General features: G+C 59.9%; 15 protein-coding genes. 1 reads left to right on the forward strand and 14 read right to left on the reverse strand.

The genetic code is table 11. From position 1 onward, the window contains the following. Positions 1-38: 38 nt before the first annotated feature. The 14 genes from PMI18_RS28725 to exaC all read right to left on the reverse strand — a co-directional run bounded on the left by PMI18_RS28725 (position 39) and on the right by exaC (position 16664). Positions 39-1922: a TonB-dependent receptor domain-containing protein gene (locus PMI18_RS28725; protein WP_007894303.1), complete on the reverse strand. Its 1884-nt coding sequence runs from the start codon at positions 1920-1922 to the stop codon at positions 39-41. 127 nt (positions 1923-2049) lie between these two features. Next, on the reverse strand, positions 2050-3948 hold the full coding sequence (gene dxs / locus PMI18_RS28720; RefSeq protein WP_007894305.1) for a 1-deoxy-D-xylulose-5-phosphate synthase: 1899 nt from the start codon (positions 3946-3948) through the stop codon (positions 2050-2052). 91 nt (positions 3949-4039) lie between these two features. Beyond that, entirely contained in the window at positions 4040-4927 is an 888-nt protein-coding gene (gene ispA, locus PMI18_RS28715) for a (2E,6E)-farnesyl diphosphate synthase (protein ID WP_007894306.1), read from the reverse strand. Next, positions 4924-5166: an exodeoxyribonuclease VII small subunit gene (locus PMI18_RS28710; RefSeq protein WP_007894317.1), complete on the reverse strand. Its 243-nt coding sequence runs from the start codon at positions 5164-5166 to the stop codon at positions 4924-4926. Before PMI18_RS28710 ends, ispA begins: the two co-directional genes overlap by 4 nt. A 274-nt stretch (positions 5167-5440) precedes the next feature. After that, entirely contained in the window at positions 5441-6586 is a 1146-nt protein-coding gene (locus tag PMI18_RS28705; RefSeq protein ID WP_007894318.1) for a Fic family protein, read from the reverse strand. A gap of 590 nt (positions 6587-7176) precedes the next feature. Next, on the reverse strand, positions 7177-7923 hold the full coding sequence (locus PMI18_RS28700; protein ID WP_007894319.1) for a S24 family peptidase: 747 nt from the start codon (positions 7921-7923) through the stop codon (positions 7177-7179). Between the two features lie 237 nt (positions 7924-8160). Further along, positions 8161-8688: an inorganic diphosphatase gene (ppa, locus tag PMI18_RS28695; protein WP_007894323.1), complete on the reverse strand. Its 528-nt coding sequence runs from the start codon at positions 8686-8688 to the stop codon at positions 8161-8163. 113 nt (positions 8689-8801) lie between these two features. Beyond that, positions 8802-9614, reverse strand: a complete 813-nt coding sequence (locus PMI18_RS28690) for a zinc-dependent peptidase (protein ID WP_007894324.1) — start codon at positions 9612-9614, stop codon at positions 8802-8804. Between the two features lie 6 nt (positions 9615-9620). Next, complete coding sequence (locus PMI18_RS28685; RefSeq protein WP_007894325.1) at positions 9621-10277, reverse strand: DedA family protein; 657 nt, start codon at positions 10275-10277, stop codon at positions 9621-9623. A gap of 337 nt (positions 10278-10614) precedes the next feature. Beyond that, entirely contained in the window at positions 10615-11076 is a 462-nt protein-coding gene (locus PMI18_RS28680; RefSeq protein ID WP_007894326.1) for a GNAT family N-acetyltransferase, read from the reverse strand. A gap of 112 nt (positions 11077-11188) precedes the next feature. Next, a complete protein-coding gene (eutC, locus tag PMI18_RS28675) occupies positions 11189-12013 on the reverse strand; it encodes an ethanolamine ammonia-lyase subunit EutC (protein ID WP_162131363.1) in 825 nt (274 codons plus the stop codon). An 8-nt stretch (positions 12014-12021) separates the two neighbouring features. Further along, positions 12022-13416 (reverse strand): ethanolamine ammonia-lyase subunit EutB, encoded by a 1395-nt coding sequence (locus tag PMI18_RS28670; RefSeq protein ID WP_007894334.1) that lies wholly within the window; start codon positions 13414-13416, stop codon positions 12022-12024. A gap of 162 nt (positions 13417-13578) precedes the next feature. Further along, the gene (gene eat, locus PMI18_RS28665; protein ID WP_007894336.1) at positions 13579-14949 is read right to left on the reverse strand and encodes an ethanolamine permease; all 1371 of its coding nucleotides are present in this window, start codon (positions 14947-14949) and stop codon (positions 13579-13581) included. A 194-nt stretch (positions 14950-15143) separates the two neighbouring features. Then, positions 15144-16664 carry an acetaldehyde dehydrogenase ExaC gene (gene exaC, locus PMI18_RS28660; protein ID WP_007894337.1) on the reverse strand — a complete coding sequence of 507 codons (1521 nt, stop codon included), beginning with the start codon at positions 16662-16664 and terminating at the stop codon, positions 15144-15146. A gap of 391 nt (positions 16665-17055) precedes the next feature. Between exaC and PMI18_RS28655 the strand changes: the two genes are divergently transcribed. Next, on the forward strand, positions 17056-18969 hold the full coding sequence (locus tag PMI18_RS28655) for a sigma-54-dependent Fis family transcriptional regulator (protein ID WP_007894340.1): 1914 nt from the start codon (positions 17056-17058) through the stop codon (positions 18967-18969). The last annotated feature ends 103 nt before the right edge of the window (positions 18970-19072 follow it).

Here is a 19072-nt window from a genome sequence, read left to right on the forward strand (position 1 = left end):
TGCGGGGACTCCCTCGCCACAGTGATCGGGTGATGGCTTCAAATATCCGGCGTCCAGGTCACCCCGAACATCCACGCCCGACCTTCCTCGCGATACCCATATTGACTGCCGTCATGGCTGTACAACGCCCGGCTGTAACCCTTGTCCAGCAGGTTATCGACCTTCAATTCCAGCTTGATCTCGCGATTCAGCGCCCAACTGCTGCGCAACCCCAACAAGGCATACCCGCCCAACGGCTGCTGGTTGTTCTCGTCGTCATAACTGCTGCTCACCGCTTGCCAACTGGCACCGAGGCCGAGCCGGTCGAACTGCCGATCCAGGTCCAGGCTCAAAGTCCGCCGTGCACGACGGGCGAGGGTGTGGCCGCTGTCGCGATCCCGTGGGTCGATGATCGCCACGCCGAGGTTGCTCTGCCAGCCGAACAGCTCTTGTTTCAAGGCCGCTTCGAAACCGTTGATCCGCGCCGAAGCGACGTTCGCCGGGCGGTTGTTGCTGCCGAAAATAATCGCGTCTTGCAGATCGGTGCGGTACAGCGAAGCTTCCAGGCGACTGTTCTGCGTCAGCTGACTGCGCCATTGCAGCTCATAACTTTTCGAGGTTTCGGGTTTCAAATCCGGATTGCTGAAATCCGGGTAGTACAGGTCGTTGAAGGTCGGCGCGCGGAAGCCTTCGCTGTAGGTCAACAAGACATCGTTGTCCGGGTTCAGCGGCAGGGTGAAGGTGCCGCTCCAGCTGTTCTGGCTGCCGAACTGCTCGTTCTGGTCGCGACGCAGGCCCAGTTCGGTAGAAAAGCTGTCGGCTTGATAGCGATGCTGGATAAACGCTGCACGGTTCCAGCGGCTGTCTTCGTCGAACGCTGTGCTGCTGTTGATTCGGTCTTCGTACCAGTCGCCGCCGAGGATCAGGCTGTTGCGTTCATCCAGGGTCAGGTCGTTTTGCCAATTCACCGAATCGCGGTAGGTGTTGAACACGCTGCGCTCGTCGCTGAGCTTGTCGAGTGTCTTCTCACGGTTTTCGCTGTGGCCGAGCTCGACGCGGGTTTTCCACGCGTCGTTGATGCGCGCATCGACGTAACTGCTGACGCTGCTCACAGCGAACTCGCTGTAGGGCTGTTGCTGGACCGATTCGAAAGTGTTCATGTCGAAGCGACCGAACGGGTTGTCGAACGCACTTTTGCCCCGGTTATCCAGCAGATTGGCGCCGACTTCGATGTCGTCGGTGAGGGCGTGACTCAGGCTTAAGCTGACCGACTTATTGCGGTATTCATCGTGATCACCATCACTGGGATAAGACTGGTGAGTGCGATTGATGCCTGCCGTTTCATCGAGGCTGGCACCGAGATTGAAGCGGGTCTGCGCGTCGCCGCCGGACAGTCCGAGGCTGCGCTCCCAGGTCTGATTGCTGCCAACCCCCACGTGCATACGTGGTTGCAGGCCTTGTTCGTCGCCACGGCGAGTGAAGATCTGGATCACCCCGCCAATCGCATCGCTGCCGTAAATCACCGAGCGCGAACCCCGCAGCACTTCCACGCGCTCGACCTGTTCGATGTTGATGTGCTGCAGGTTGCTGTCGCCGGAGGTCGAGTTGCCGATGCGCTGGCCGTCGACCAGCACCAGACTTTGCGCCGACTTGGTACCGCGAATGTAGACCCCCGGCAGACTGCCACGCCCGCCGGTTTGCCCGACCTGCACGCCCGGTACGCGGCGCAGCAGGTCAGTGACACTGCTCGGCTGCAGACGGTCGATGTCGTCGCGGGTGAACACGGTGTTGGCGGCGCTGCTGTCGTTGCGCGCTTCGACCTGACGGTTGGCGCTGATCAGCACGTCCGGCAGTTTCAGGGCCTGGTCGCGTTCGAAGGTGTCGGCCAAGAGTTGGCCGGCCGGCAGGAGGGCCAGCGCCAGGGCAAGATGGGGGCGTTTCATCGGCAATCCGTAGCAAACACGGTACTTGTAGGAGCGAGGCTTGCCCGCGAAGAGACCGTAACGTCCAACATCTATGTTGCCTGTTGAATCGCCTTCGCGGGCAAGCCTCGCTCCTACAGGGGAGGGGTTACAAGACCAACAGTTGCAGGCGCTGACGCACCGCTTCTTCGATCCCTGCCTCATCCAGTCCGCATTCGGCCAGCATTTGCGCAGGCTTGGCGTGCTCGACGTAGATGTCCGGCAAGCCCAGGTGCAGCACCGACTTGAGGATGTTTTCGCGGGCGAGGAACTCGCTGACCGCGCCACCAGCACCGCCCATGATGGCGTTCTCTTCGACGGTCACCAACAATTCATGGCTGCCGGCGATTTCGCGGACCAGTGCTTCGTCGAGCGGTTTGACGAAACGCATGTCGATTACGGTTGCATCCAGCTTCTCGGCGACTTTCAGTGCCTCGGCCAGTTGTACGCCAAACACCAGCAGGGCGACTTTGCCGCCCTGACGGCGGACGACACCCTTGCCGATTTCAATCGGTTCGAGATCCTTGGTGATCGGCGCATTCGGGCCGGTGCCGCGCGGATAACGCACTGCCGCCGGGCCGTTGTACAGATGGCCGGTGCTGAGCATTTTGCGCAGTTCGTTTTCGTCGCTCGGGGTCATCAGCAGCATGCCGGGGATGCAGCGCAGGAAAGACAGGTCAAAGCTGCCCGCGTGCGTCGGACCGTCTTCGCCCACCAGGCCTGCGCGGTCGATAGCGAACAGCACGTCGAGGTTTTGCACCGCCACATCATGCACAAGCTGGTCGTAAGCGCGTTGCAGGAAGGTCGAATAAATCGCCACCACCGGTTTTGCGCCTTCGCAGGCCATACCGGCGGCGAGGGTCACGGCGTGTTGTTCAGCAATCGCCACGTCGAAATAGCGCTTGGGAAAACGTTCGCTGAAGGCCACCAGGTCGGAGCCTTCCTTCATCGCCGGGGTAATCCCGACCAAGCGCGGATCGACCGCGGCCATGTCGCACAGCCATTCACCGAATACACCGGAGTACTTCGGCCCGCCGGCTTTCTTCGGCGCGGCGGCCGGAGCATCCACAGGTTCGAGTTTGGTGATGGCGTGGTAACCGATCGGGTCAACTTCCGCCGGAGCGAAGCCTTTGCCTTTTTTGGTGACCACGTGCAGGAATTGCGGGCCTTTCAGATCGCGCATGTTGCGCAGGGTGGCGATCAGGGTCGGCAGGTCGTGGCCATCGATCGGGCCGATGTAATTCCAGCCCAGCTCTTCGAACAGCGTGCCGGGGACCAGCATGCCTTTGGCGTATTCTTCGGTACGACGGGCGATTTCCCAGGCGCCGGGCAGGCGCGACAGAACCTTTTTGCTGCCTTCGCGCATGCTCGCGTAAGTGCGGCTGGAAAGGATTTTCGCCAGATAGTTCGACAGCCCGCCGACGTTGCGCGAGATCGACATGTCGTTGTCGTTGAGGATCACCAGCATGTTGGCATTCACTTCCGGCGCGTGGTTCAGCGCCTCGAAGGCCATGCCGGCGGTCAGTGCGCCGTCGCCGATCACCGCGATCGCCTTGCGATCACTGTGTTGCAGGCGGGCGGCAATCGCCATGCCCAGCGCTGCGCTGATCGAGGTGCTGGAGTGGCCGACGCCAAAGGTGTCGTACTCGCTCTCGGAACGACGCGGGAAGGCGGCAACGCCGTCCTTCTGGCGCAGGGTGCCCATGCGCTCGCGACGGCCGGTGAGGATTTTATGCGGGTAGGCCTGATGACCCACGTCCCACACCAACCGGTCGTCCGGGGTGTCGAAGACGTAATGCAACGCGATGGTCAGCTCGATCACGCCCAGGCCGGCACCGAAATGCCCACCGGTCTGACCGACCGTGTAGAGCAATTCCAGGCGCAACTCATCGGCCAGGGTTTCCAGCTCGGCTTCGCCTAACCGGCGCAGGCCGTCCGGCGTGTTGGCACGGTCGAGCAGGGGCGTGGTCGGGCGCTTGCGGGGAATCTCATGAAACGTCGTGGGCATCAGGCGAATCGTTATAGGTATAAAAGATGCGGCAGTTTACCTGATGCATCGCCCCCTGCCCACGCGTTGGTTTTTTTTGGCGGATACGCCGTCAGCTGCGGCGATCGACGATGTACCGGGCCAGATCGCGCAATGGCTCAGCCGCCGCGTCAAACGGTCGCAGCGCGTGCAGGGCCTGATCGCGTAGTTCCAGGGCGTAGGCCTTGGCCGCGTCGAGACCGAGCAGTGCCGGGTAGGTCGGCTTGTCCCGAGCGATATCGGCGCCTTGGCGTTTGCCGAGGGTTTCGGTGTCACTTTCAACGTCGAGAATGTCGTCCTGGACCTGAAATGCCAGGCCAATGGCCTGTGCATAACTCTGCAGGGACTTCAGTTCGTCCTTCGCGGCATGACCGCTGGCCAGGGCACCGAGCTTGACGCTGACTTCGATCAACGCGCCGGTCTTGTGCCGGTGCATGTATTCAAGGGCTTTTTGATCGAGCTTCAGGCCCACCGAGCCGAGGTCGATGGCTTGCCCACCGACCATGCCCGCCGGGCCTGCCGCCAACGCCAGGGCGCTGACCATCTGCAGACGGGTTTCGGCGTCGCAACTGCTCAGGCGCGGGTCGAGCAGGGCGCTGAAGGCCAGGCTCTGCAAACCGTCGCCAGCGAGGATTGCACAGGCTTCATCGAATTTCTTATGCGTCGTCGGCTGGCCGCGACGCAGATCGTCGTCGTCCATGGCCGGCAAATCATCGTGCACCAGCGAATAGGCGTGGATCAGCTCAACTGCACAGGCTGCGCCGTTGGCTTGCTCGGCCTTGCCGCCCAGTGCTTCACACGCGGCATAAACCAGCAACGGGCGTACACGTTTGCCGCCGTTCATCACGCTGTAGCGCATGGCTTCGTAGAGGCGTGCGAGCTCGGGGCTCGGCGGGTTGAACAGGGTTTCCAGTGCCGCGTTGACGCGAGCCTGGCTGGTCGCCGAATACGCCGCAATCATTCTGGCTGATCCGCGTCGAAGGGTTCCTCGGCCAGCTCACCATCACGCTCGAGCAGCACTTGAACCTTCTGCTCGGCCTGAGCCAGCGCCGCCTGGCAATCGCGGGTCAGCCCGATGCCCTGCTCGAAAGCGGTCAGCGAATCTTCCAGCGACAATTCGCCGTTCTCCAGACGCTCCACCAGCGTTTGCAGGTCAGCGAGGGATTGTTCGAAATCCAGTGCAGCTTTTTTGCGGGCCATGGCGGCTATTTCCGGTTGACGTTAAACCGGCGCGACACTAGCAGACATAGGGGTCATGGGCAAATAAGAGGGGTCTATGACGCTGCGGTTTCCGGGTGAAAACACACCCTGTGGCGAGGGGGCTTGCCCCCGTTGGGTTGCGAAGCGACCCCTGAACCAGGCGGCGTGTTTCTTCAGGCATACCGCATTCAGCAATTTGCGACTGCTACGCAGCCGAACGGGGCGATGCGGCGTTCCGACAAGCCCCCTCGCCACAGTGCGATATCGATCATGATTAATGTATTGAGTCATCGGGATAGCTGATTTGATATCGAGTACTGCGCCCGCCGCCGGGCAGGCGTTTCAAGCAGCCCTTCTCCAGCAGTTCGGCCAGATGACGGGTTGCGGTGGCTTTGGAAACCTTTGCCACTGCCTGATAATGAGCGGCGCTGATGCCATTATCGAAACCTCGTTCCCCACCATCGAGCAAGCGATTCAATACTTTGGTCTGCTCGGTCGACAATCCGGATTCCCGATGTGCCTGCCAGAAACGCGCCTTGCCCAGTACCGACTCAATCCGCGTCATGGCCTGCTGCAAGCTACGCAGCAAAGTCTGAAGAAACCACTCCAGCCATTCGGTGATATCCAGCGTAGCTTTCTGACTGGTTTCCAGCACTCGGTAATAGCCAGAACGATCATCCAGAATGCTCGCCGACATGGCGTAGAAACGGATGGCCTGAGCCTCACCCTGAGCCAGGGCTAGATCGGTGATCGTTCGCGTCAGGCGACCATTGCCATCGTCGAAAGGATGCAACGTCACGAACCAGAAATGTGCGACGCCGGCCCGCAGCAAAGGGTCGAGTCCGACCTGGTTTCGGCTGGCTTCAAACCAGGTCAGGAAGGTTTCGAGTTGTCGTTCAAGACCAAGGCGAGGCGGCGCTTCGAAGTGAACGGTTGGCCTGTCGAGTCGCTCGGACACCACTTGCATCGGCTCGTCGCCGCGCAAGGCTGCGACATGGATCGATCGGGCGGCGAGATCCGTGTCTTGCTCAGGAAACAGCCATTCATGCCAATCCAGCAATCGCACCAATGTCAGTGGTTCAGCGAAATGCCGGGTGGCGTCGAGCATCAATTGCGCAAGGCCCTCACTGCGCTGGCTCACCTTATCGCCATTGACCAGGTCCAACCCCAACCGTCGCGCCAGAGAAGAGCGTACGGAGCCAACATTCAGCTGTTCACCCTCGATAGCGGACGAGGTCACGATGTTCTGCAACAACGCATCCAGTTCGTTTTGCGCGCTCAACGAACCGCCTACCGAACTGGCCATCCCCATCAACCGACCCTGCGCCTGAACGCAGTCGCGCAACAGTGGCGCCAAACGCTCGGCTTGCCATTGAAAGTTAGGCCAATCAGGCTGCTGCCAGATCCAGTGAGGTGCCATGGAGTCGGTACTCTTGGGGTGAGTGAGCCGATTAAAAATGCTATTCGGCTCATATGGTGAGCCGAATATGACGCCTATTCGGCTCACCGTCCAGTTATCGGACAGCATGTCGCTCACATGCGGCTGCGATCGAATCGCACAGCATGTGGGTTGGCCAGGTCAATTGGTTAAAGCATATGCGGGCTGTATTTTTCAGACATTAAAAAGCCGGCTTGTGGCCGGCTTCTCGGGGACTGGCTTGGTTTATTTTTGGTAAATCGCGCCAGCCTTCAAAACGTACACCCGGATCTTGCGTCCGGCTGTGGGACTTGGCGAGAAAGTCATCTGCCTTGTCGGTGCGATCTGAGCCTGAAGAAGGGTCGATGCGCAAATGTGGGGCGCAGCATACTGATTTTTTTGAGGAATTCCCAGCTTGGCGTGTGGGGTAGGGCGATTGCGGAGAGGTGTAGCAGCAGCCGAAGGCTGCGTTCGGCTGCGAAGCAGTCGTAAACCCGGTAACCATACTGTCCGCCATAGTGAATGGTTTGCGACTGCTGCGCAGTCGAACGGGGGCAAGCCCCCTCGCCACAGTGGATCACAGGGTTGCGTGCTTATAGGAAGGGCACGGAAGGCCGGCGTTTATTGAGCGTCGACCACCAGAATACCCACCCCAATACCCTGATGTTTTGCTTGTCGATCTGCTCGGCACTGAAGATCTCGTCGGGATACTCGGCTTTGTTATAGCTGCGCAATCGCAATGCATTCCCCGGCATCCGGTGCAGGTATTTGATCCGCAACATCCCGTCATGCTCGATCGCATAAATTTCCCCATCAATAACCTGAGTCAGCCCACGGTCGATCGCAAGCGTCGAACCATCTTCAATCTTTTCGCCCATGCTGTTACCGATCATGTGGGTACAGATAGCATTGGCGTGGTTGATTTCCAGAGAGTCCAGGTGGCTGCGAGGCAGGCGGATGGATTGGCTGGGGTCTTTGACGACGTGAGTTTTGTTGGAGCCCGGGGCGGTGGCTGTTTCTATATAGAAGGGCAATTCGACGTCGATGGACTCGATCACCGTATAGATGCCGCGGATGGCCTGGGCGTCGAAGGTGTTGCCGGACTCGTCGAGCACGCGCAGGCGTGAGGACTCTTTCGGGCCTTCGCCGGTTTTCAGCCAGTCGCTGTTTACAGACAGTAGTCTAGCGACCTCTTCCATGCGGTAGGCGGGCACACCTCGGGTGTACCAGTTGTGGATATTTTGCGCTTCCGTGTCGAAGAAAGCGGCAAATCCTGTGGTTGTGATTTTCGCTGCTTCAAGGAGCGCTTTAAATCGCGGGCCGCTAGTGTTCTTTTTCATAAACACGAGTCTACTGGCGCAGGATGGGGGTTTGAATAAACGATCCGTTCAAATTTCGAGGGAAATTTAAGACTGGATGTAAGGCGCTTTTAGTGGAAATTAAACAAGCAAAAACCGAAGCCAAGAAGCGTTCCACGTACCGTTAAAGGTCAGTGTCTGAGCGGAGCGCCCACAAAAAACCCCGGGTCAACCGGGGTTCTTCTTCAAACGTCGCAGCTAGAAGCTTACCGCGGCTTCTCAGCCTTTATAGGCAGCAACCGACTTGGTGATCGCATCGCGGGCGGCATCTGCGCCGGCCCAGCCTTCGATTTTCACCCATTTGCCTTTTTCGAGATCTTTGTAGTTCGCGAAGAAGTGCTCGATCTGCTGAATCAGCAGCGCAGGCAGGTCGGTGTATTCCTTCACGTCGACGTACAGCTGGGACAGCTTGTCGTGTGGAACCGCAATCACTTTGGCATCGCCGCCGCCGTCGTCGGTCATGTTCAGGATGCCGACTGGACGCGCGCGGATCACCGAACCTGGGGCAACCGGGTAAGGGGTCACGACCAGCACGTCGAGGGGATCACCGTCGTCAGCCAAGGTGTTTGGGATGTAACCGTAGTTGGCCGGGTAGAACATCGGGGTGGCCATGAAACGGTCAACGAACAGGCAATCGCTGTCTTTGTCGATTTCGTATTTGATCGGCGCGTGGTTGGCCGGGATCTCGATCGCGACGTAGATGTCGTTCGGCAGGTCTTTGCCAGCCGGAATCTTGCTGTAGCTCATTGGGCGGTGCCCCCGTTAGTTGACCAAAAACACTTGGCCGGATTGACCAAAAAGTGGCGGCGATTATAGGCATATTCCGCCACCGTTGCTATGTGCCAGAGGTCGTGTAGACCTTAGTCGTGTGCCTGGTAGACCGGGTTCTCGGCCAGAAGTTGCTGCAACCGGGCCAACGGGTCCTGGCGGTAAAACAGCTTCAGCTGCTCATAAACCTGTGGATAAGCCTCGTGCAGCAAATCCGGGGCGCTGAAGAAATACTCGCTGGTGACGGCGAAAAACTCGGCGGGGTTTTCCGCCGCGTACGGGTCGATGGCGGTTTCAGCGTCCGGGTTACGGTCCAGTTGCCGGTCGAGGTCGTCATAGGCCTCTTGCATGACCCTGGCCCAGTCGCTGACGCGCATGTCGGCATGCAGGGGGGGCAGGCCATTGGCGTCGCCGTTGAGCATGTCGAGTTTGTGCGCGAGTTCGTGGATCACCAGGTTGTAGCCTTCCCAGCCACCGCTGGCCATCACGCCGGGCCAGGCGAGGATGATCGGGCCTTGCTGCCAGGCTTCGCCGCTGTGTTCGCCGTCCCATTCGTGTTCGACGCCGCTGGCATCGCGATGGCGCTGGGGGCTGAGGAAATCGTCGGGGTAGAGGATGATTTCGTGAAAGCCCTGATACCAGTTCAGATTGTCCAGATGCAGCAGCGGCAATTGGGCCTGGGCGGCGAGTAGCAGGCGTTGCTCCTGATGGAGTTCGACGCCGGGTAGGGCGGTCAGGTGTTTGTCTTGCAGAAACAATACGCAGGCTTCGCGCAGCCAGCGGTCTTCGGCCGCGCTGATACCGTCGAGAAAGCTCAGGTGATGGCGCACCCGTTGCCACATGTCGTCGGCAATCGGATGCCTGGCAAGGGTGCGCTGGCGCCGCCAGGCGCTAAGGGACCACATCGTGAGTCAGCGGGGTTCGGCTTTGGACGCGGCATTCCCGAGGCGGCTGCGGATCACACTGATGATCATCGGTAGCAGCGACAGCAGGATGATGCCCACTACCAGCAGCGACAGGTTTTTCTTGATGAACGGTACGTTGCCGAAGAAGTAGCCGAGGGTGACCAGGCCGCCCACCCAGAGGATGGTTCCGAGAACACTGAAGGCAAAGAAACGCGGGTAAGGCATTTTGCCGACACCGGCGACGAACGGGGCAAAGGTACGGATGATTGGCAGGAAGCGCGCCAGGGTCACGGTTTTGCCGCCGTGCTTGTCGTAGAAGTCGTGGGTTTGTTGCAGATAGTCGCGGCGGAATATTTTCGAGTTCGGGTTGCTGAACAGTTTTTCGCCGGCGGTGCGGCCGATCACGTAGTTGGTGCTGTCGCCGAGAATCGCCGCCAGCATCAGCAGGCCGCCGAGCAGCACCGGGTCCATGCTGCCACCGGCCGCTACGGCGCCGGCGATGAACAGCAGGGAATCGCCCGGCAGGAATGGCATCACCACCAGACCGGTTTCGCAGAAGATCACCAGAAACAGAATGGCGTAAATCCATGCCCCGTAGTTAGTTACCAGCAGGTCGAGGTAAACATCGAGATGCAGGATAAGGTCGATCGGGTTGAAATCCATGGAAAGCACCTGTGGTGATGGCCCGACTCTGCAGGCCTGTGCGGATGGCTTCGCGTAAGACTACAGCTAAGTGTGATTTTTCTTACGAGCCGGAAGAATGGGCATTATACGGGGTGACAAGTGAAAAACGCGTCGAGTTTGTAGCGGGGGATGTCGATTGATGGACCACAGGACAAGCCTTGTAGCGAGGGGGCTTGCCCCCGTTGGGTTGCGAAGCGACCCCTAAACCAGACGCTGCGGTTCTTCAGGCATACCGCATTCAGCAATTTGCGACTGCTGCGCAGCCGAACGGGGGCAAGCCCCCTCACCACAGGAGTCCGCCTCGCCACCAAGGTGCTTAAATCCCGTCACTGATTGGCAGCACGTAGTTCCTGAACTCGGTGTCTTCCTTGAACCCGATGGATTCGTAGGTTTTCTGCGCGACTTCGTTGTTGCTGCTGGTGGAAACGCGCATGCGCACGGCATTGGTTTCCTTGGCCATTTTTTTCGCGGTGCGGATCAAGTTGTCGGCCACCAACTGGCGGCGGGCGTCTTCGGCGACGTAGATGTCGTTAAGGATCCACACGCGTTTAAGCGAAAGAGACGAAAAGCTCGGGTACAACTGACAAAAACCCATCAGTTTGTTGTTGTCGTCATCGGCCAGGGCCAGGTAGATCACCGATTCCTTGCGCCGCAGGCGTTTCTCGAGGAACGCCCGGGATGAGTCCGGATACGGCAGGGAACCGTAAAACTCACGATATTTGACGAACAACGGGGTCAGCAGGTCGAGGTGTTCGAGGGTCGCTTGAATAATCCGCATGGTAGGTCTCGTCTTCAAGTGGCTGTCTTACGTGGTGACGGCGACGGGAAACCCTGGCGGCCGTGCATCGATCCTGCCTGAAACCTGAATAGAAACGCAATGCGGAAACGGTTCAGGTATCCGACGGGCTCAGTAGGAAATTACCTTTCATGTCCGCACCAATGTCCGACTCCAGCGTCTGAATCTGGGCTTCGTCCTTCAGACTGACCCCCGATAACTGCCGCCGACAGGCTTCGCGCATCAAATACAGCAAGCGGTGTGCCGCCATGCCGTAACTCAAGCCTTCGAGCCGGACATTCGAGATGCAATTGCGATAGGCATCTGTCAGTCCGACTTTGGGATTATAGGTGAAATACAACCCCAGGCTGTCTGGCGAGCTCAAGCCGGGGCGTTCGCCGATCAATATGACCACCATTTTTGCGCCCAGCAGCTCACCAATCTCGTCGGCCACCGCGACTCGGCCCTGTTCCACCAGAATCACCGGCGACAGGGACCAGCCCTCAGCGGCTGTCTGTTCTTCCATGCGCGCCAGAAACGGTAAGGTGTGGCGATGAACGGCCAATGCCGAAAGTCCATCGGCCACCACGACGGCCAGATCCACCCCGCCAGGATGGCTCAGCGCATAGTCGCGCAGGGTCTGCGCCGACTGATCACTCAACTTGCGCCCCAGATCGGGGCGCTGCAGATAGCTGTTCCGGTCCGTGGCGGCGCTGTGCAGCAGCAAACTCTCACGTCCACGCTCGGCCAGTTGTGAACTGAGCCCCCTGTGGTCGAACGGCAGGTGCACCGCATCCCGGGCCTGTGCATGGGCGTACTGAAAATCCAGCTGTGCGCTTGTCGGCATACTGGTGCCTGTACGACCGAGGGCTATACGTGCCGGGGTCAGGCGCCGCAGTTCCAGCAATGGGTTTTGCGGATCGACAGGTGGTTTATCCATCTCAATACTCATCCCAGTTGCGCCATGGCCTGACGGAAGGCCGGCGGCAGGTTGTCGCCGAAGTGAATTTTGCCGTCTGCCTGGGTGAAGATGCCCATGTTCGCCAGCCACTGTTCAAACTCCGGTGCCGGTTTCAGGCCCAAGGTTTTCCGGGCGTAGAGGGCGTCGTGGAACGATGTGGTCTGGTAATTGAGCATGATATCGTCAGAGCCTGGGATGCCCATGATGAAGTTGATCCCGGCCACGCCCAGCAGGGTCAGCAAGGTGTCCATGTCATCCTGATCTGCCTCGGCGTGATTGGTGTAACAGATGTCGCAACCCATGGGCACGCCCAGCAGCTTGCCGCAGAAGTGGTCTTCGAGGCCGGCGCGGATGATCTGTTTGCCGTTGTAGAGGTATTCCGGGCCGATGAAGCCTACGACGGTGTTCACCAGAAACGGTTTGAAATGGCGTGCCACGGCATAGGCGCGGGTTTCGCAGGTCTGTTGATCGATGCCGTGATGGGCGTTGGCCGACAACGCGCTGCCCTGGCCGGTCTCGAAATACATCAGATTCTGGCCCAACGTGCCGCGATTCAGGCTCAAGCCCGCGTCATAGCCTTCCTGCAAAACATTGAGGTTGATGCCGAAACTGGCGTTGGCCGCTTCAGTGCCGGCGATCGACTGGAACACCAGGTCCAGCGGAACGCCGCGGTTCATCGCCTCGATGGAGGTGGTGACGTGGGTCAATACGCAGGCCTGTGTAGGAATTTCGTAGCGCTGGATGATTGCATCGAGCATTTCCAGCATGGCGCAGATCGAAGCGATGCTGTCGGTGGCCGGGTTGATGCCGATCATCGCGTCACCGTTGCCGTACAGCAGGCCATCGAGAATGCTCGCGGCGATGCCGGCCGGTTCGTCGGTGGGGTGATTGGGTTGCAGGCGTGTCGAGAGCCGGCCGCGCAGGCCCAGAGTGCCGCGGAATTTCGTGACCACGCGGATTTTCTGCGCCACCAGCACCAGGTCCTGCACGCGCATGATCTTCGATACGGCGGCGGCCATTTCCGGGGTCAGGCCCGGGGCGAGGGCACGCAGACTCTGTTCGTCGGCGGCGTCGCTGAGCAGCCAATCGCGAAAGCCACCGACAGTGAGGTGGCTGACCGCTTTAAAAGCCTGCTTGTCGTGGGTGTCGATGATCAGCCGGGTGACTTCATCGGTCTCGTAAGGAATCAATACTTCCTGTAGGAAATGAGTCAGCGGGATGTCAGCCAAGGCCATCTGCGCGGCCACGCGCTCGCCATCATTGAGGGCGGCAACGCCGGCCAGAAAGTCCCCGGAGCGCGCCGGGCTGGCTTTGGCCATGACGTCTTTGAGACTGTCGAAGCGGTAGGTCTGGGCGCCGACGGTATGGGCAAATACGGCCATGGTGTCCTCCTGGTTAATTGATGACCTGTAGGAGCGAGGCTTGCCCGCGAAAAACGATAACGCGGTGTATCAGTCAGACCGCATCAAGCCCTTCGCGGGCAAGCCTCGCTCCTACAGGAATGGGGCGCTCCCAAATAGGGCGTGCGCCCGGCGCCGGTGCAATTAGATACCTTCGAGCATCGCATCCGCCGGTGCGTCGGAACGCTGCTTGGCCGTCAGTTGGAAATACAGGTAACCGGCCGCCATGAACCCGAGGAACACACACCCGATCAAGGTGTTGAACCACGCCATCGCCACCAGGCACACCACGGCCAGAAACAGCGCGATCCCCGGCACGATAGGGTAGCCCGGTGCGCGGAAGGTACGTTCCAGGTTCGGCTCGGTTTTACGCAATTTGAACAGGCTCAGCATACTGATGATGTACATCACGATGGCGCCGAATACCGACATGGTGATCATTGCCGCCGTCAGCGTCATGCCCTGCAGGTTGACCAGGCCATCGCTGTAGATTGCCGCGATGCCGATCACGCCGCCCGCCAGAATCGCCCGGTGCGGCGTCTGGAAGCGCGAGAGTTTGGCCAGCCCTTTGGGCAGGTAGCCTGCGCGAGCCAAGGCAAAGAACTGCCGCGAATAGCCAAGAATGATCCCGTGGAAACTCGCCACCAGGCCGAACAGGCCGATCCAGACCAGCATGTGCATCCAGGTCGAATCATTACCGACCACCGCTTTCATCGCCTGAGGCAGCGGATCGTTGATGTTCGACAGTTGGCGCCAGTCGCCGACACCGCCCGCCATCACCATGACGCCGATGGCCAGGAACACCAGGGTCAGAATGCCACTGACGTAAGCCCTGGGAATCGTGCGTTTCGGGTCCTTGGCTTCCTCGGCGGCCATGGCGGCGCCTTCAATGGCGAGGAAGAACCAGATCGCGAAAGGTATTGCCGCAAAGATGCCGGGAATCGAGGCTATGGTGAATTCGTTGGAACCTGACCAGCCATTGAGCACAAAATTGCTGAAGCTGAAGCCCGGGGCGACCACGCCCATGAACACCAGCAATTCGGCGACCGCCAGCACGGTGACCACCAATTCGAACGTGGCTGCGATGCTCACGCCGAGGATATTCAAGCCCATGAACACGAAATAGGCGCCAACAGCGGCGATCTTCGGGTCCAGTTCCGGGTATTGCACGTTGAGGTAGGCGCCGATGGCCATGGCAATTGCCGGTGGCGCAAAGACGAATTCGATCAGGGTCGCAATGCCGGCGATCAGTCCGCCTTTTTCGCCGAAGGCCCGTCGGCTGTAGGCAAACGGCCCGCCAGCGTGGGGAATGGCGGTGGTCAATTCGGTGAAACTGAAGATAAAGCAGGTGTACATCGTCGCCACCATCAGGGCGGTGACGAGAAAACCCAGGGTCCCTGCGGTGCCCCAGCCGTAACTCCAGCCGAAGTACTCGCCGGAAATCACCAGGCCGACGGCAATGCCCCATAGATGCAGGGTGCCGAGTGTGGGTTTGAGCTGTGTAGTAGAAGTCATAAGTCCTCTCTGTCTTTTTTATTGTTTGATCTGTTGGACTTTCGGGTATGGCGTTTTCGTGTGATGCGGGCACGCAAAGCCCATGCCAGACAGGCAGGGCGATGATTTACGGTGCGCTTAAGGGCGCCATCGCGGGCTTGCTCGCGAAAGCGGTTCGAAGGGCGATGCAGAACTGCCTGCATCGCCCCCGGTTTTTAGAAGAAGCCCAACGGATTGATGTCGTAGCTCACCAGCAGGTTTTTGGTCTGCTGATAGTGGTCGAGCATCATCTTGTGGGTTTCACGACCGACGCCAGACTTCTTGTAGCCCCCGAACGCGGCGTGCGCCGGGTACAGGTGGTAGCAGTTGGTCCACACACGACCGGCCTTGATGGCGCGGCCCATGCGGTAGGCGCGGTTGATGTCGCGGGTCCAGAGGCCGGCGCCCAGGCCGAACTCGGTGTCGTTGGCAATGGCCAGGGCTTCGGCTTCGTCTTTGAAGGTGGTGATGCTCACCACCGGGCCAAAGATTTCTTCCTGGAACACGCGCATTTTGTTGGTGCCCTTGAGCAGGGTCGGCTGGATGTAATACCCGGTCGCCAGGCTGCCCTCGAGTTTTTCCACCTTGCCACCGGTCAGCAGTTCGGCGCCTTCGCCCTTGGCGATTTCCAGGTACGAAAGGATTTTGTCGAATTGCTGCTCGGACGCCTGGGCGCCGACCATGGTGTCGGTGTCCAGCGGGTCGCCCCGTTTGATTTGCAGGACTTTGTTCATGACCACTTTCATGAACTCGTCGTAGATCGACTCCTGTACCAGGGCGCGGGACGGGCAGGTGCAGACTTCGCCCTGGTTGAAGAATGCCAGCACCAGGCCTTCGGCGGCTTTTTCGATGAAGCTTGGCTCGGCCTTCATGATGTCTTCGAAGAAGATGTTCGGCGACTTGCCACCCAGCTCCACGGTGGACGGAATGATGTTTTCGGCGGCGCATTTCATGATGTGCGAGCCGACTGGAGTCGAGCCGGTGAAGGCGATCTTGGCGATGCGCTTGCTGGTGGCCAGGGCTTCCCCGGCTTCTTTGCCGAAGCCTTGCACCACGTTGAGCACGCCGGGCGGCAGCAGGTCGCCGATCAGTTCCATCAGCACGGTAATGCCCAGCGGGGTTTGCTCGGCAGGCTTGAGCACGATGCAGTTACCGGCGGCGAGGGCCGGGGCGAGTTTCCAGGCAGCCATCAGGATCGGGAAGTTCCACGGGATGATCTGCCCGACCACGCCCAGCGGTTCATGGATGTGATAGGCCACGGTGTTGCCGTCAATCTCGGCGGCGCTGCCTTCCTGGGCGCGGATGCAACCGGCGAAGTAGCGGAAGTGGTCGGCGGCCAGCGGGATGTCGGCATTGAGGGTTTCGCGCACGGCCTTGCCGTTGTCCCAGGATTCGGTGATCGCCAGCAGTTCCAGGTTCTGTTCGATGCGGTCGGCGATTTTCAGCAGCACCAGCGAGCGCGCCTGGGCGGACGTGGCGCCCCAGGCATCGGCGGCGGCATGGGCAGCGTCCAGGGCCTTTTCGATGTCTTCGGCTGTGGAACGCGGGAATTCGGCAATCGGTTGGCCGTTGACCGGCGACGTATTGGTGAAGTACTGACCTTTGACAGGCGCGACGAACTCGCCGCCGATGTAGTTACCGTATTTGCTCTTGAACGAAACGATAGCGCCTTCAGTACCGGGGTGAGCGTAACGCATGATGGGTTTCTCCTTGGCTTTTGTGCTTATAAGGGAGGACGCGCTAAAGCGCTGCATTAAGCGTAGAGCAAAGGTCGGGCCAGCGCCTTGCAGGTCAGGTAAATCAAGGCCTTGCGTGTTTTTTGTCGGACGGGTGGGCAGTGTTTGTGACGCTTGCGGTACAGCCCGTGTGACACTTTGTACCGTTTGTGGCGCAGGCTGTGACTGGCGGGTCTTGCCAGCATTGCAATGCTGGCCAGGCTGGAGGATGCTCGAACCTCCCTCCTTGTAGGAGCGAGGCTTGCCCGCGAAGGCCATGATTCGGTTTGCCTGATGCACCGCGTTATCGTTCTTCGCGGGCAAGCCTCGCTCCTACACGGGGATGTAAACCGCTCGGGGAGAATAATAAGAAATGCACGACAACCATTTGAGTCGCCATGCCCAGCAAGTGCTGACCGTGACCCAAGGCAAATCCCACCTGCACGGTCCCGGCAGCGATCCATCCATTGCCCGTTCCTGGCTACGTTGTCTTGAGGACTATCACCTCGACCCGGCCCTGACCATGGCGCCGACGGTGCTCGAACATGGCCGCGTGCTGGAAAGCCGCGAACGTTTGCAGCAAGTGCTGCAGATCGCCGGCAACGAAATGACCAGCCTCCACCAGCAACTTTCCGGCGCCGGCCACGCGGTGTTGCTGACCGATGCTCGCGGGGTGATCCTCAACTGTGTCACTGCGCCTACCGAACGGAAGATTTTCGAGCGCGCCGGCCTTTGGCTCGGCGCTGACTGGAGCGAAGCCTGCGAAGGTACCAACGGCATCGGCACCTGCCTGGTGGAGCGTCAGTCCCTGACCATCCACCAGGACGAACATTTTCGTGGCCGACATACCGGCCTGACCTGCTCGGCAAGCCCGGTGTTCGATCCTCACGGCGAGCTGCTGGCGGTGCTCGACGTGTCTTCGGCGCGTCACGAGGTTTCGCGTCAGAGCCAGTTCCACACTATGGCCCTGGTCAATCTGTCGGCGAAGATGATCGAGAGCTGCTATTTCCTGCGTTACTTCGACAATCAATGGTTGCTGCGTTTTCACCTGCAGGCCGAATCTGTCGGGTTGTTCAGCGAAGGGTTGCTGGCGTTTGACGGGGAAGGGCGGATTTGTGCAGTGAACCAGAGTGCGCTGAATTTGCTGGGGCATATTCGTGGTGGGCTGTTGGGTAAACCGGTGGAGGCATTTTTCGACTGCTCGCTGGATGAATTGCTCGGCCGTGCGAGCGCCAATGCCAGCGCCAGTTGGCCATTGCGCACCCGTGACGGGCGGCGGTTGTTTGCCGTATTGCGCGGGCAGCCGCGCAGTATTCCGGTGCCGGTGGTGCAAAGCCCGATGGTTGCCGAGCGCCCGCGCTTGTCAGGCATTTGCCTGGGCGATGCCGCGCTGCAGGAGGATTTCCGCAAGGCCTTGCGCGTGTTTGAACGGGACGTGCCCTTGCTCATCAATGGCGAAACCGGCTCAGGTAAGGAGGCCTTCGCCAAAGCCGTGCATCAGGCCAGTCAACGGGCAGCAAAATCGTTCGTCGCCCTCAATTGCGCGGCGATCCCCGAAAGCCTGATCGAGAGCGAACTGTTCGGCTATCGCGGCGGCAGCTTCACCGGTGCCCGCAAAGAAGGCATGCGCGGCAAGTTGCAGCAGGCCGATGGCGGGACGTTGTTCCTCGATGAAATCGGTGACATGCCGCTGAGCATGCAGACCCGTCTATTAAGGGTGCTGGAAGACCGTCAGGTGGTGCCGATTGGCGGTGAGCCGGAATCGGTCAATGTACGGATCATCAGCGCCACGCACCGCAATCTGCTTGAACGGGTGCAGGACGGCAGTTTCCGCGAGGATTTGTATTACCGGCTCAATGGGCTGGAGGTTGCGTTGCCGGCGCTGCGTGAGCGCGCTGACAAATCACAGTTGCTCGACTTTTTGCTGGCCGAGGAAGCGGGCGGGGAGACGGTGCTGATTGATGCTCCGGCGCGGCAGGCCTTGCTGGATTTTGCCTGGCCGGGGAACGTGCGGCAGTTACGCAATGTGCTGCGGACCCTGGCGGCATTGTGTGATGGCGGCCGGATCGGGTTGGAGGATCTGCCGGCGATGATCCGTCAGGCCCGGCCGGTGACGGCGTCGGCGGTCGAGGAGCCGTCCGAGTATCCGCTGGACGATGCCGAGCGGTTGACGTTGCTGACGGTGCTGGAACAGCAGCGCTGGCATATGACGCATACCGCTGAACAGCTGGGTGTCAGCCGCAATACCCTCTACAGAAAGCTGCGCAAACACGGTATTGCCCGCTAGATACACCGGATCCTGCCCCTGTAGGAGCGAGGCTTGCCCGCGAAGCTTTTGGCGTAGTCGAGGACGCCTTCGCGGGCGAGCCTCGCTCCTACAGGTTCTGCGG

It is taken from the genome of Pseudomonas sp. GM102, from assembly GCF_000282555.1.
In the GTDB taxonomy this organism is placed as follows: Bacteria; Pseudomonadota; Gammaproteobacteria; order Pseudomonadales; family Pseudomonadaceae; genus Aquipseudomonas.

What these genes read in the sequence shown, in the direction of transcription:
- PMI18_RS28725 (WP_007894303.1), bottom strand. Translation starts at nt 1,922, where the DNA reads ATGAAACGCCCCCATCTTGCCCTGGCGCTGGCCCTCCTGCCGGCCGGC.
- dxs (WP_007894305.1), bottom strand. Translation starts at nt 3,948, where the DNA reads ATGCCCACGACGTTTCATGAGATTCCCCGCAAGCGCCCGACCACGCCC.
- ispA (WP_007894306.1), bottom strand. Translation starts at nt 4,927, where the DNA reads ATGATTGCGGCGTATTCGGCGACCAGCCAGGCTCGCGTCAACGCGGCA.
- PMI18_RS28710 (WP_007894317.1), bottom strand. Translation starts at nt 5,166, where the DNA reads ATGGCCCGCAAAAAAGCTGCACTGGATTTCGAACAATCCCTCGCTGAC.
- PMI18_RS28705 (WP_007894318.1), bottom strand. Translation starts at nt 6,586, where the DNA reads ATGGCACCTCACTGGATCTGGCAGCAGCCTGATTGGCCTAACTTTCAA.
- PMI18_RS28700 (WP_007894319.1), bottom strand. Translation starts at nt 7,923, where the DNA reads ATGAAAAAGAACACTAGCGGCCCGCGATTTAAAGCGCTCCTTGAAGCA.
- ppa (WP_007894323.1), bottom strand. Translation starts at nt 8,688, where the DNA reads ATGAGCTACAGCAAGATTCCGGCTGGCAAAGACCTGCCGAACGACATC.
- PMI18_RS28690 (WP_007894324.1), bottom strand. Translation starts at nt 9,614, where the DNA reads ATGTGGTCCCTTAGCGCCTGGCGGCGCCAGCGCACCCTTGCCAGGCAT.
- PMI18_RS28685 (WP_007894325.1), bottom strand. Translation starts at nt 10,277, where the DNA reads ATGGATTTCAACCCGATCGACCTTATCCTGCATCTCGATGTTTACCTC.
- PMI18_RS28680 (WP_007894326.1), bottom strand. Translation starts at nt 11,076, where the DNA reads ATGCGGATTATTCAAGCGACCCTCGAACACCTCGACCTGCTGACCCCG.
- eutC (WP_162131363.1), bottom strand. Translation starts at nt 12,013, where the DNA reads ATGGATAAACCACCTGTCGATCCGCAAAACCCATTGCTGGAACTGCGG.
- PMI18_RS28670 (WP_007894334.1), bottom strand. Translation starts at nt 13,416, where the DNA reads ATGGCCGTATTTGCCCATACCGTCGGCGCCCAGACCTACCGCTTCGAC.
- eat (WP_007894336.1), bottom strand. Translation starts at nt 14,949, where the DNA reads ATGACTTCTACTACACAGCTCAAACCCACACTCGGCACCCTGCATCTA.
- exaC (WP_007894337.1), bottom strand. Translation starts at nt 16,664, where the DNA reads ATGCGTTACGCTCACCCCGGTACTGAAGGCGCTATCGTTTCGTTCAAG.
- PMI18_RS28655 (WP_007894340.1), top strand. Translation starts at nt 17,056, where the DNA reads ATGCACGACAACCATTTGAGTCGCCATGCCCAGCAAGTGCTGACCGTG.